Here is a 12,700-nt window from a genome sequence, read left to right on the forward strand (position 1 = left end):
GCCCGCTCTCGGGACGTGACGTGAGTTACCGGCGCGGGACACACGGTCACAATATCGGTACGCCCGATGACTACTGTTCACCCCATGACTTCCGACCTCGATCCGGAGACGGACTCCCGGGCGGCGCAGGATCGCGCAGACGTCCGGACCGCGTCCGGGTCCACCACCGAGCGCGTGCGCCTGCGCCGTGCCCGCACCTCCGACATCCCGGAGATCAAGCGACTCATCGACATCTACGCGGGCCGGATCCTGCTCGAGAAGAATCTCGTGACCCTCTACGAGGCGGTCCAGGAGTTCTGGGTCGCCGAGGTCGACGGTGTCGTCGCCGGCTGCGGCGCGCTGCACGTGCTGTGGGCGGATCTCGGCGAGATCCGCACGGTCGCCGTCGATCCGTCGGTCAAGGGCCACGGCGTGGGCCACCTCATCGTGTCCCGGTTGATCGACGTCGCCCGCGAACTGCAGCTCTCCCGCATCTTCGTGCTCACCTTCGAGGTGCCGTTCTTCGCCCGCCACGGGTTCTCCGAGATCGACGGGACCCCGGTCACCGCCGAGGTCTACGCAGAGATGTGTCGCTCGTACGACACCGGTGTCGCCGAGTTCCTCGATCTCAGCTACGTCAAGCCGAACACTCTCGGCAACACCCGCATGCTGCTCACGCTCTAGATCACCCACCACCCGCTCACACCGCAGGAGAACATCGATGGCCCATTTCCTCGTCAACTACACGTACTCGTCGGCCACCGCCGAGGGACGCGACCGCGTCCGCGCCGAGCACCGCGACTGGCTGCGGGATCTGCTCGCCCGCGACATCGTGGTGGTGGCGGGACCGTACGCGGACGACAGCGGCGCGACCATCATCGTCAAGGGTGAGAGTGCGGACCAGGTGGGCACGCTGTTCGCCGAGGACCCGTTCGCGGTGGAGAAGCTCGTCGACGCCGTGGCGATCCAGGAGTGGAAGCCGGTGATGGGCGTCCTCGCGGAGTGACCCCCCTCCGGCACCCACCGGACACACGAACAGCCCGGCACCTCTCGGTGCCGGGCTGTTCTCGTGCGGGACGGATCAGCGCGAGTCGCGCTCGGTGTCCGTGACGCCGGTCGACGTGGTACCGGTCGAGGCGGCCGTGGTGTCGTCGCCGAGGACCGGGCTTCCGGTCTCGCCGTCCTTCACCGCGGGCTTCGCGTCGCCGCGGGTCTTGAGCAGGCTCGCCACGGTGGTGACGATCAGGATGCCCATGATGACACTGAGCGACACTCCGGTGCTGATCTCGGGGACCGACAGGTTCTCGCCGCCGTTGATGAAGCCGAGCTCGTTCTCGTGGAGCGCGTGGAGGACGAGCTTGACGCCGATGAACGCCAGTACCAGGGACAGGCCGTAGGACAGGTAGACCAGGCGATCGAGCAGTCCGCCGATCAGGAAGTACAACTGGCGCAGACCCATGAGGGCGAACGCGTTGGCCGTGAAGACGATGTACGGCTCGGTGGTGAGACCGTAGATCGCCGGGATCGAGTCCAACGCGAACAGGATGTCGGTGAAACCGATGACGACCAGGGCCAGCAGCATCGGGGTGACCACGCGCTTGCCGTCGATCTTCACCGTCAGACGATCACCGTGGTACTCGTCCGTGGTGGGGAGGATCTTCTTGGCGAACTTCATGATCTTGGTGTCCTGCTGGACCTCGTTCTCCTCCTCTTCCCCGGCCTCCTTGATGAGCTTGTAGGCCGTGTAGATGAGGAACGCACCGAAGAGGTAGAAGACCCAGCTGAAGTTGTTGATGGCCGCGGCACCGAGGGCGATGAAGCCACCGCGCATCACGAGCGCCATCACGATGCCGATGAGCAGCACCTTCTGCTGGTACTGACGCGGTACGGCGAACGTCGTCATGATGATGAGGAAGACGAACAGGTTGTCGACGCTGAGCGCCTTCTCGGTGACGTACCCGGCGAAGTACTCACCGCCGTAGGTCGCGCCGTACTGCCAGAACACGATTCCGCCGAAGATGATGGCGATCGTGATGTAGACGACGGACCACGTCGCCGATTCCTTGAAGGTCGGCTCGTGGGGGGTCTTCACGTGAGCGAAGAAGTCGAAGACGAAGAGTCCCAGGATCACCACGATGGTGACGATCCAGACTGTGGACGAGACATTCATGTGAGCAACTACCTCCGGTAGTCCATGGGTGGGCTCCGGAGGTCTCTCCCACAGAACCAGTGATGATGTCTCGTGTGACCACTGTGTCTGCCGATGACCCGGATCGAGGCAGGGCTCGATCGTGCTGACGGGTCCTTCGCAAGCTGGGGATACTCCCCTCCTGAGAACAACCATGCCACAGCCCCGGCCGTATGGAGGCACGCGAAGGGTAATGCACAGGTAAAACTCAGCTAGCGTGAGAGTCAATTCACAACGGGGCCACCGTCACTCGTCCGGATTGTCCGACTCTCCCGGATCCCCGCCCTTGATCGACCACAGCAGCCCGTCCAACTCGTCGGGCTTGACCAGGACGTCGCGGGCCTTCGATCCCTCGCTCGGGCCGACCACGCCGCGCGTCTCCATCAGATCCATGAGCCTGCCGGCCTTGGCGAAGCCGACGCGCAACTTGCGCTGCAGCATGGACGTCGAGCCGAACTGACTCGTCACGACGAGTTCGACGGCTTGGAGCAGCACGTCGAGATCGTCGCCGATGTCGGCGTCGACGTCCTTCTTCTCCGCGGCCTTCTGCGCGGTGACGCCCTCCTGGTACTCCGGCTCCGCCTGGTTCTTGGCGAAGTCAACGACCGCGGTGATCTCCTCGTCGGTGATGAAGGCGCCCTGTAGACGGGTGGGCTTGCCCGCGCCCATCGGCAGGAACAGGGCGTCGCCCATACCAATGAGCTTCTCCGCACCCTGCTGATCCAGGATGACGCGGGAGTCGGTCAGCGACGACGTGGCGAACGCGAGCCTGGACGGGACGTTGGTCTTGATCAGGCCCGTGACGACGTCGACGGACGGGCGCTGGGTCGCGAGCACGAGGTGGATGCCGGCCGCGCGCGCCTTCTGCGTGATGCGGACGATCGCCTCCTCCACGTCCCGCGGCGCGGTCATCATCAGGTCCGCGAGCTCGTCGACGATCGCGAGGATGTACGGGTAGGGCTTGTAGACGCGCTCACTGCCGAGCGGTGCGGTGATCTCGCCCGACTTCACCTTCTTGTTGAAGTCGTCGACGTGGCGCACCCTGTTTGCCTGCATGTCCTGGTAGCGCTGCTCCATCTCCTCGACCAGCCAGGCGAGGGCCGCGGCAGCCTTCTTCGGCTGCGTGATGATTGGCGTGATGAGGTGCGGGATCCCCTCGTACGGGGTCAGCTCGACCATCTTGGGGTCGATGAGGATCATCCGGACCTCCTCCGGCGTCGCCCGCGCGAGCAACGACACCAGCATGGAGTTGACGAAGCTCGACTTGCCCGAGCCGGTGGAGCCCGCCACCAGGAGGTGCGGCATCTTCGCGAGGTTGGCGCTGACGAAGTCGCCCTCGATGTCCTTGCCGAGGCCGATGACCAGAGGATGGTGATCCTTGCGGGTCGAGGGCGCCGTCAGCACGTCGGCCAGGCGGACCATCTCGCGGTCGGAGTTGGGCACCTCGATGCCCACCGCCGACTTGCCGGGGATGGGGGCCAGCAGACGCACGTTGTCGGTGGCCACCGCGTACGCGATGTTGCGGGCGAGCGCCGTGATCTTCTCGACCTTGACGCCCGGTCCGAGCTCGACCTCGTAGCGCGTGACCGTCGGTCCGCGGGTGAAGCCGGTGACGGCGGCGTCGATCTTGAACTGCTCGAGGACCTCGGAGATCGCCTCGATCATCGCGTCGTTCGCCTGGCTGCGCGTCTTCGGCGGATCGCCGTCGATCAGCAGGGACAGCGAGGGCAGGACGTAGTCGCCGTCGACGACGCGGTCCACGACGAGTTTGTCGTCCTCCTTCGGCTTCGGCGGAGTCGCCGCGACGACCGGAGCGGGCTTCGGCTTCGGCGTCGGCTCGACCGCCGGTTCCTTCGCACGCGTGCGGACGGGCGGCGGCACCGGCACGTACTCGGTGGGAGCGTCGTCCACCGGTGCCGACTCCTCCACCGGGTACGCGTCGGCCGGCGCGGACGATCGGCGGCGGCGCGACCTCGCCGGCTTCTCGTCGACCGGGTAGCCGTCGGCGTCGAACAGGGCGGGGTCGTACTCGTCGTACGAGGAGCCGTAGCCCGCGGAGTCGTACCCGTCCGGTGCGAAGTCACCGAGGTGCGACTCCTCCTCCCAGTCCTCGTAGTCGCTGTACTCGTCGCCGCGGTTCGCCGTACCGAACAGGGTCCGCAGACGCGCGGGGATGTCGCGCACGGTCGTCCCGGTGAGGAGAAGGACGCCGAACAGGACGGCGAGCAGGAGCAGCGGCACGGCGAGCCAGACGGTGACCCCGCTGCTGAGCGGACCGCCGACGACGAAGCCGACGAAGCCGCCGCCGGACGCACGCCCGGCCAGGTCGTCCGGTGATCCGGAACCCAGATGCCAGAGTCCGAGCATCGGCAGGCCGACGAGCAGAGACCCGAGGACGAGCCGGGGGCGGTCGTCGGGAGCGGGTTCGGTCCGCATCAGGGCTACGGCGACGCCGATGCCGAGCAGCGGCAGCAGGATGGCCGCGCTGCCGACGACGGCGCGCAGCCCGATCTCGATCCACTCCCCGACCGGGCCACCGGCCGAGAACCAGAGACCGGCGGCGACGACCACGCTGACCGCGAGGCACCCGAGGGCGATGCCGTCGCGGCGGTGGCCGTGTTCGATGTCGGCGGCCTTGCCGACGGTGCGAGTGGTGGCACCGAGTCCGCGCGCGGCGAGGCCCCACCCCTTGCCGATGCCGCGACCCACGGAGTTCAGGGCCGCGCGACCGGGCGAGATCGTGCGCTTGGGGGCGCTGCGAGGTCGGGCTCCGGACGACGACCGTGCGGTACCGGACGAGCGAGTCGCCGGGGTGCGCCCGGTGGACGACCGGGGGGCGGTGGGCTTGCGCGGCGTCGTGACCGTCCGCCCGCGTCCGGTGGAGGCACCACTCGTGCCGGTGCCTGCCTTGCTCGATCCGGCCGCGCCGGATCGGGACGCGCGCGTACTCGTCTTGCCTGCCATACCCGTCAGGCTAGTCGGTCGACCCCATCCGGACCATCCGCAACACCAGTAACAGCTCGACCGCTGTCACACGCCGCGGTCGAGGCCCTTCACCGCGGCGACGTCCGCTTGGTCGCCGTCGAACTCCAGCACCACCGCATCGCGGCCGAACGCGTGCAGCACCAGCTCCGACGGCTCCCCGCGCAGCGCCACCCGGCGCGAGGCCGACTTCTTCCCGAACGTCCGCCGACGACCGTCCGGGGTCTCCACGTCCACGGCCACGGGGGCTCCCCTGTAGGCGACACGGCCGAGCAGACCCAGCAGACCCCACAGGGCGGTCTGCATCTCGGCGCTCAGTTCTCGCGGAGTCGGTGCGGATCCGTCGGCCCGCCGGACGTCCTCGTGGTGGACGAACATCTCCCCGAGGTTGATCTGCGCGTCGAGGAGCTTGTACGGCGACCACACCGGAGGTCCCGTGCGCACGTCGTCGACGAGGCCCACCCACTCCCCCGCGGCGACCGAGTCCTGCACGCGGCGCGTGTACCCCGCCAGCGGCGGTAGGAAGATGCCCGGAGCCGCATCCAGGCGGCGTTCGCGGATCACCAGATGCGCCGCAAGATCCCGGACGGTCCAGTCACCGCACAGGGTGGGAGCGTCCGGACCGACCTTCGCCATCGTGTCGGCCAGTTCCAGACGTTCGTCGTGCGCAAGGCTCATGACACACGAATCTAGCCGTGTCGTACGGTCGCCGGTGTGCCCGTCTCCGAAATAGTCCTCGTGCTGCTCGCGGGGTTCGCCGCCGGTGGCATCAACGCCGTCGTCGGGTCAGGAACGCTCATCACGTTCCCCACTCTCATCGCCTTCGGGTACCCACCCGTCACGGCGACCATGAGCAATGCGATCGGACTGGTGGCAGGCAGCGCCTCCGGCGCATGGGGCTACCGACGCGAACTACGCGGCCAGTGGTCGCGGTTGCGCTGGCAGCTCCCCGGATCGCTGCTCGGCGGCGTGCTCGGTGCATGGCTCCTGCAGCACCTGCCCGAGAAGACCTTCACCGCCGTGGTTCCGGTGCTGCTGATCCTGGCGCTGGTCCTGGTGGTCACCGGCCCCCGCATCCAGGCCTGGGCCCAGAAGCGCTCCGAGCCGGACACCGCCGCCGGGATCGGCCGCGGACGCTTCGTGCTGCTGGTGATCGGGACGTTCGCCGTGGGTGTCTACGGCGGCTACTTCACCGCGGCCCAGGGCATTCTGCTGATGGGCGTCATGGGCGCGTTGCTGCCGGAGAACATCCAGCGCATGAACGCGGCCAAGAATCTGCTGTCGCTCGTGGTCAACGTCGTGGCGGCGGCATCGTTCATCATTTTCGCCTTCGACCGGATCAGTTGGGCGGCAGCCGGTCTCATCGCCGTCAGCTCCCTGATCGGCGGCGCGGTGGGAGCACGGTACGGCCGGCGTCTGTCACCGCGGGTGCTGCGTGCCTGCATCGTCCTGCTGGGCCTCGTCGGTCTGTACAACCTGCTCGCCTAGCGGGCCGACGACGGGTCGAGAGACACGGCGGGCCGGCGCCGGGGTGTCCCCCGGGGCCGGCCTGTCGAGTGCGACCGTGTCAGCTCGGAGTGACCTCGAGCACGGTCGGCACGATCATCGGCTTGCGGCGGTACTTGTCCGCCACCCAGCGACCGACGATGCGGCGGACCGACTGCGCGATGCGGTGCGTGTCCCGCACACCCTCGCCGGCGAGACGCACCAACTCCGCCTCGACCAGCTGCGCCGCTTCCTTCAGTGCCGCGGGATCGTCGGAGAAGCCGCGACCCGAGACCTCGGGAGTGCCGACGGACTTGCCGGTGGTGGTGTCCACGGCCATGGTGATGGCGATGAAGCCGCCCTCACCGAGGACGAGGCGGTCGGACAACGTCGAGTCGCCCACGTCGCCGACGGACAGGCCGTCGACGTACACGTGGCCGACCGGCACCTGGCCGACGATCTCGGCGAGGCCGTCGACCATGTCCACGACGACGCCGTCCTCGGCCAACACCACGCGCTCCTCCGGCACACCCGTCGACACCGCGAGAGCGGCATTGGCGCGCAGGTGCCGCCACTCGCCGTGTACGGGCATCGCGTTGGTGGGACGGACCGCGTTGTAGAGGTACAGCAGCTCGCCGGCCGACGCGTGGCCGGAGACGTGCACCTTGGCGCTCTGCTGCGTGACCACCTTGGCGCCACGCTTCGCGAGCCCGTTGACGACGGCGAACACGGAGTTCTCGTTGCCGGGGATCAGCGACGACGCGAGGACGACCAGGTCGTCGGCGCGGATGTTGATCTGACGATGCTCACCCCGCGCCATCCGGGACAGCGCGGAGAGCGGCTCGCCCTGCGAGCCGGTGGAGACCAGGACCAGCTTGTCGTCCGCGAGTTTCGTCGCGGTGTCCATGTCGACCTCGACACCCGAGGGCACCGTCAGGTACCCGAGCTCCTGGGCGATGGCCATGTTGCGCACCATCGACCGCCCGACGAAGGCGACCTTGCGGTTGTAGCGGTGTGCGACGTCGATGACCTGCTGGATGCGGTGCACGTGGCTCGCGAACGACGCGACGATCACGCGGTTCCTGGCCTTGCCGATGACCGTGTCCAGGACACCGCCGATCTCACGCTCGGGCGTGACGAATCCGGGCACCTCGGCATTGGTGGAGTCCACCAGGAAGAGGTCGACACCCTCGTCGCCGAGTCGCGAGAACCCGCCGAGATCGGTCAGGCGGCCGTCGAGCGGCAGCTGGTCGAGCTTGATGTCGCCGGTGTGCAGCGCGACACCGGCATCGGTACGGATGGCGACGGCGAGCGCGTCGGGGATCGAGTGGTTGACCGCGAAGTACTCGAGCTCGAACGGTCCGTGGTTCGTGCTCTCGCCCTCGCGCACCTCGACGAGCTTCGGCTTCTGGCGGTGCTCACGGCACTTCGCCGCCAGCAGCGCCAACGTGAACTTGGAGCCGATGACCGGGATGTCCGGGCGCAGGCGCAGCAGGAACGGCACGGCACCGATGTGGTCCTCGTGACCGTGGGTGAGCACCAGGGCGACCACGTCGTCCATCCGGTTCTCGATGTGACGGAAGTCCGGGAGGATCAGGTCGACACCGGGCTGTGCGTCCTCGGGGAAGAGCACACCGCAGTCGACGATGAGCAGCTTGCCCTTGTGCTCGAAGACCGTCATGTTGCGGCCGATCTCGCCGATGCCGCCGAGGGCGACGACGCGGAGACCGTTCTTCGGTGCCTTGGGCGGAGCTCCGAGTCGCTGCGTCTTGTCCACGACCGTGCGCGCATCGGGTCGCTGAATGGCAGCGGAGTTCTGCGGGGTGCGCGCGGGACGCGACCGAGGACCGCGGCCCCCACCCGAGCCCGAGTTGCCGTTCGACGATCGCGAGCCGCCCGACTGGCGGTCGCGGCCGGTCGGCGCGTCCTTCACGGGCGCCTCCTTCACGGGAGCGGCTTTCGCCGGCGCCTGCGCCGCGGGGGCATCCTGCACGGGCGCGGCCTCGGCCTTCGGTGCGGGAGGAGCGGGCTGCTGTCCCTGCGGAGGAAGTTCCGCGGGCGGTCCGGCACTACGGGTGGCACTGCGCCGCCTGGGCGGTCGAGTCATCAAAGAACTCCTGCACGGTGAAGATCGGCTGCCAGAGCATCGATCTGATCGGTGGACGGTGGAACTTGTGGCAGACGGGGCTCCCCCACGTCGATGCCGAGAAGTCGAAGGCCCGCCTTGGAGCCCGTGACGCCGCCGAGTCGGGCGAACGACCGCACGATCGGAAGCAGACCGACGTTGATGGCTTGCGCTGCGGCGATGTCGCCCGCGGCCCAGGCGGAGTGGAGATCCCGGAGCTTGCCGGGCACGAGGTGCCCGATGACGCTGACGAAGCCGACGGCCCCGACGGACAGCCAGGGCAGGTTGAGCGGGTCGTCGCCCGAGAAGTACTCGAGACCGGTCGAGGCGATGAGTTCGGCTCCCGCGGCGAGGTCGCCCTTCGCGTCCTTGACGGCGAGGATGCGCGGATGATCGGCGAGGCGACGCAACGTCTCCGTCTCGATCGGCACCACCGAGCGGGGCGGGATGTCGTACAGCATGACGGGCAGATCGGTCGAGTCGGCCACGGCGACGAAGTGGGCGTACAGGCCGGCCTGCGGCGGGCGCGAGTAGTACGGGGTGACGACGAGCAGTCCGTGTGCCCCGGCGTCGGCGGCGGCACGAGCGAGTTCGATGCTGTGCGCGGTGTCGTTGGTACCGGCGCCGGCGACGATGCGAGCGCGATCTCCGACGGCAGCGACCACGGCGCGCAGCAGGTCGGCCTTCTCGCGATCCGTCGTGGTCGGCGACTCGCCCGTCGTTCCCGAGATCACGAGGCTGTCGCACCCGCTCGAGACCAGATGCGCGGCCAGTGCGACGGAGGCGTCGATGTCGAGAGCACCGTCCGGAGTGAACGGTGTCACCATCGCGACGGAGACGGCACCGAACGGCGAGGGCGTGCTGCTCGTCTGCACTCGTGCCGCAGTGTCGACAGTCCCCGCAGCGTCGACAGTCCTCGCGGTGTCACCGATGGTCATGGTCAGGAAGGTTACCCGGTCCCCGTCCGGCCGCCGGACCCCCACGACCCGCGCCGCCTATTCCCCCGCGTACGAACTCCTGGCGACTTCCGTTCCGTCGGCCAGTGTCTCGATCTCGAAGTCGGCGAAGACGTCGGGTGCGACCTCGACGAGGCGCCGCAGGCAGGCCACCGCGAGCCGTCGGATCTCGAGATCCGCGTGCTCGGAGGCCCGCATGGTGACGAAATGCCGCCACGACCGGTAGTTCCCGGTCATCACCAGGCGCGTCTCCACGGCGTTCGGGAGCACTGAGCGCGCGGCCTGCCGCGCCTGCTTCCCGGCGACGACCGCAGGCGAGTCCGCACCGGTCTCCGCTTCGAGTGCGGACAGCAACGCGTCGTACGCGGCACGGGACGAGTCGGTCGCATTCTGGAACAACTCACGCAACGTCGCGTCGGACTCGAGAGCTGGAGGCACGACCATCAGCGCGTCGCGTTCGGACACCGAACGCTGGGAGAGCTGAGAGAAGGAGAAGTGGCGGTGCCGGATCAACTCGTGACTGCAGGATCGTGAGATGCCGGTGATGTAGAAACTCGCGGACGCGTGCTCGAACACCGACCAGTTCCCCACGGCCAGTAGATGGTTGAGATACCCGGCGTTGGTCGCGGTGCGCGGATTGGGCTTCGACCAGCTCTGGTAGCAGGCCCGGCCGGCGAACTCGACCAACGCCTGACCGCCGTCGGCGTCGGTCTCCCACGGCACCTCCGACGGAGGGGTGAAGGACGTCGCGGCCACGAGCTGAACGGACAACGGGGCACCGGCTCGATGCTCTGACACTGGACGCTGGGACATTCGACACAGACTATGGGGTGGCGGAGTCATCGAGAGACGGCGCGTACCTCGCAGCCCAGGTCGGCCGCGAGATCACCACGGTCACCGACCACGACGTCGGCCACGTCCAGCCATCGCGCCATCTCCGTCACCGACGCGGCCAGCGCCGCCGCCACCTCGCCACGGCGGCCGCGGGCGTCGACGGAGGGCTCGGTGAACGCACCGGGCACCGTGAGCACTCCGGCGGAGCGATCGACCCGGATGTCGACGCGGGCGACGAGCTCGTCGTGCAGCAGGAACGGGAAGACGTAGTACCCGTACGTCCGCTTCGGCTCGGGCGTGTAGATCTCGATGCGGTAGTGGAAGTCGAAGAGACGCTCGGTGCGCGGACGCCCGAAGATCAGCGGGTCGAACGGGCACAGCAGTGCGGCCGACTCGACCGACCGCGGTACCCGGGTGTCTCGATGCAGGAAGGCCTGATCCCGCCACCCGGTCACGGTCACGGGCACCAGCACGCCCGCGTCCACCAGGTCGGCCACGGCCCGAGTGGTCTGGGCCGCCGACAGCCGGTAGTGATCGCGCAGGTCGGCCGCCGTGGCGACCCCCATCGCCTCGGCCGACTTCTCGACGAGCTGACGCACCGCGTCCACCTCGTCCACCCGTCGCGACACGACGTCCGGGGGCAGCACGCGCTCGGCGAGGTCGTACAGCCTCGTGAACCGTTCCCGCCGCGGTACCGACAACACGCCGCCGGCGAAGAGCTGTTCGCACACCACCTTGACGTCACTGTGGTCCCACCACGGCCCCTTGGGGCCGGGTCTCCGGCGATCCAACAGAACTTCGAGCTCTCGCGCGGTGACGGGCCCCTGGTCGCGGATCGCGTCGAGCACGTCCTCCACCAGTCCGGGACTGCGCGCAGCGACCCTCGCGGCGCCGCCCCACCGACCGTGCACGTACTGATCCATCCGCCACCGCATCAGCGGCCAGTCGGCGACGGGCAGGAATGCCGCCTCGTGCGCCCAGTACTCGACGAGCAGGCGCGGCGATCGCGCCGTATCGGTCCACGCCGCATCGTCCAGCGCCTGACGGTCGTAGGGGCCGACACGACTGAACACCGGCGCGTAGTGCGCCCGCACCGCCGCGGACACCGAATCGATCTGCAGCAACTTCGTCGAGCGCACCACACCCGCCACCGCGCGCCTGCCGGAGACCGCACCGGACCGCGCTCGACCGAAGCCCTGGGCCGCGACGGCCGTGCGACGCGCAGCCGCAGCGGACAGCTCACGCACGGGCACCGCCTGCGTTCGTCCGGGCGTGGGTCACTCCGGCGTCGACGACGGACACCAGGAGCAGCACCGCACCGACGGCGCCCACCGCCGTGAGTCGTTCGTCCAGCAGGATCACTGCGAGGACGGTACCGGTGAGAGGTTCGAGGAGTGCGACGACCGCCGCCGTCGACGCCGCCGCGGTCCGCAGTCCGCGGAAGTACGCGCTGTAGGCCACAGCCGTCGGGACGAGGGCGAAGCTGAGCACGAGGAGAATGCTCGTCACCGACACGACCGGGAGCAGCGCCGTGCGGTCCGTGGCTGTCGCTGCCACCGCGAGCAGCGCCCCGCCCAGCACGAACGACCATCCGGTGACGACGGTGTCGTCGCCCTGCGCGGCATGTCGACGACCGACGAGGGTCATCGTCGCGAACGCACTGCCCGACACCACCGCCAGAGCGCCGCCCACGACGGTGGACCGCAGATCGCCGTCGGCCGGGGAACCGACGAGCAGCCCGAGCCCCGCGACACCGACGACGACGGTCCGCACGACGGCACCCGCCGGGCGGCGACGTGCCGTCAGCGACTCCACGAGGACGACCACCACCGGAACCGACCCGATGGTCACCAGGGTCGCGGCCGCCACGCCCGCCGTGACGGTGGCTGCGAAGTAGGCACCCTGGAAGACCGCGGCGAGTGTTCCGATGACGGCGATGCGACTCCACACAGGTCGGCCGCGCGGCAGGACGCCCCCGGTCGCGGCCACGACCGCGATGAGCATCAGCCCGCCGAGGCCGAGCCGGTACGCGGCGACCGCGGTGGACGGGAGGTCCGCGGAGCGACCCAGCGCGGTTCCGAGAACACCGCCGGTCCCCCACAGCACGGCGGCGGCGACGAGCAACGCCACACCGGATCGCGGGTACTGCAC

The 12,700-nt window shown here is 68.9% G+C and carries 11 protein-coding genes; 3 read left to right on the forward strand and 8 right to left on the reverse strand.

Features of this window, described 5'->3' with window-relative positions:
- The first annotated feature begins 180 nt into the window (after positions 1-180).
- Complete coding sequence (locus HQ312_RS02090) at positions 181-663, forward strand: amino-acid N-acetyltransferase (protein WP_027505117.1); 483 nt, start codon at positions 181-183, stop codon at positions 661-663.
- A gap of 37 nt (positions 664-700) precedes the next feature.
- Positions 701-985 carry a YciI family protein gene (locus HQ312_RS02095; protein WP_027505116.1) on the forward strand — a complete coding sequence of 95 codons (285 nt, stop codon included), beginning with the start codon at positions 701-703 and terminating at the stop codon, positions 983-985.
- A 75-nt stretch (positions 986-1,060) separates the two neighbouring features.
- On the opposite strand, the gene HQ312_RS02100 is transcribed toward HQ312_RS02095, so the two are convergent.
- From HQ312_RS02100 to HQ312_RS02110, 3 genes are all read right to left on the reverse strand, one after another.
- The gene (locus HQ312_RS02100; protein WP_081821174.1) at positions 1,061-2,149 is read right to left on the reverse strand and encodes a TerC family protein; all 1,089 of its coding nucleotides are present in this window, start codon (positions 2,147-2,149) and stop codon (positions 1,061-1,063) included.
- Positions 2,150-2,413: 264 nt separating this feature from the next.
- Entirely contained in the window at positions 2,414-5,131 is a 2,718-nt protein-coding gene (locus tag HQ312_RS02105) for a DNA translocase FtsK (RefSeq protein ID WP_222637664.1), read from the reverse strand.
- Positions 5,132-5,197: 66 nt separating this feature from the next.
- Positions 5,198-5,827: a TIGR03085 family metal-binding protein gene (locus HQ312_RS02110; RefSeq protein WP_056444917.1), complete on the reverse strand. Its 630-nt coding sequence runs from the start codon at positions 5,825-5,827 to the stop codon at positions 5,198-5,200.
- Positions 5,828-5,863: 36 nt separating this feature from the next.
- On the opposite strand from HQ312_RS02110, the gene HQ312_RS02115 reads away from it, so the two are divergent.
- Positions 5,864-6,637: a sulfite exporter TauE/SafE family protein gene (locus HQ312_RS02115; protein ID WP_056444919.1), complete on the forward strand. Its 774-nt coding sequence runs from the start codon at positions 5,864-5,866 to the stop codon at positions 6,635-6,637.
- Positions 6,638-6,716: 79 nt separating this feature from the next.
- Here the strand turns inward: HQ312_RS02115 and HQ312_RS02120 are convergent, their stop codons facing one another.
- From HQ312_RS02120 to HQ312_RS02140, 5 genes are read right to left on the reverse strand one after another with little or no spacing between them, the layout of a single operon-like run.
- Complete coding sequence (locus tag HQ312_RS02120; protein WP_222637665.1) at positions 6,717-8,741, reverse strand: ribonuclease J; 2,025 nt, start codon at positions 8,739-8,741, stop codon at positions 6,717-6,719.
- Positions 8,741-9,697 (reverse strand): 4-hydroxy-tetrahydrodipicolinate synthase, encoded by a 957-nt coding sequence (gene dapA / locus HQ312_RS02125; RefSeq protein WP_081821173.1) that lies wholly within the window; start codon positions 9,695-9,697, stop codon positions 8,741-8,743. Before dapA ends, HQ312_RS02120 begins: the two co-directional genes overlap by 1 nt.
- A gap of 57 nt (positions 9,698-9,754) precedes the next feature.
- Positions 9,755-10,528: an FAD-dependent thymidylate synthase gene (gene thyX, locus HQ312_RS02130; RefSeq protein ID WP_222630876.1), complete on the reverse strand. Its 774-nt coding sequence runs from the start codon at positions 10,526-10,528 to the stop codon at positions 9,755-9,757.
- Positions 10,529-10,554: 26 nt separating this feature from the next.
- Positions 10,555-11,796: a winged helix-turn-helix domain-containing protein gene (locus tag HQ312_RS02135; protein ID WP_222637666.1), complete on the reverse strand. Its 1,242-nt coding sequence runs from the start codon at positions 11,794-11,796 to the stop codon at positions 10,555-10,557.
- Positions 11,789-12,700 carry a DMT family transporter gene (locus tag HQ312_RS02140; protein ID WP_222637667.1) on the reverse strand — a complete coding sequence of 304 codons (912 nt, stop codon included), beginning with the start codon at positions 12,698-12,700 and terminating at the stop codon, positions 11,789-11,791. The genes HQ312_RS02135 and HQ312_RS02140 overlap by 8 nt, the downstream gene beginning before the upstream one ends.

The organism is Rhodococcus sp. BP-316, from assembly GCF_019836105.1.
Taxonomy (GTDB): domain Bacteria; phylum Actinomycetota; class Actinomycetes; order Mycobacteriales; family Mycobacteriaceae; genus Rhodococcoides.

Coding starts and splice junctions, on each gene's coding strand:
- HQ312_RS02095 (WP_027505116.1), top strand. CDS start 701: ATGGCCCATTTCCTCGTCAACTACACGTACTCGTCGGCCACCGCCGAG.
- HQ312_RS02100 (WP_081821174.1), bottom strand. CDS start 2,149: ATGAATGTCTCGTCCACAGTCTGGATCGTCACCATCGTGGTGATCCTG.
- HQ312_RS02105 (WP_222637664.1), bottom strand. CDS start 5,131: ATGGCAGGCAAGACGAGTACGCGCGCGTCCCGATCCGGCGCGGCCGGA.
- HQ312_RS02110 (WP_056444917.1), bottom strand. CDS start 5,827: ATGAGCCTTGCGCACGACGAACGTCTGGAACTGGCCGACACGATGGCG.
- HQ312_RS02120 (WP_222637665.1), bottom strand. CDS start 8,741: ATGACTCGACCGCCCAGGCGGCGCAGTGCCACCCGTAGTGCCGGACCG.
- dapA (WP_081821173.1), bottom strand. CDS start 9,697: ATGACCATCGGTGACACCGCGAGGACTGTCGACGCTGCGGGGACTGTC.
- thyX (WP_222630876.1), bottom strand. CDS start 10,528: ATGTCCCAGCGTCCAGTGTCAGAGCATCGAGCCGGTGCCCCGTTGTCC.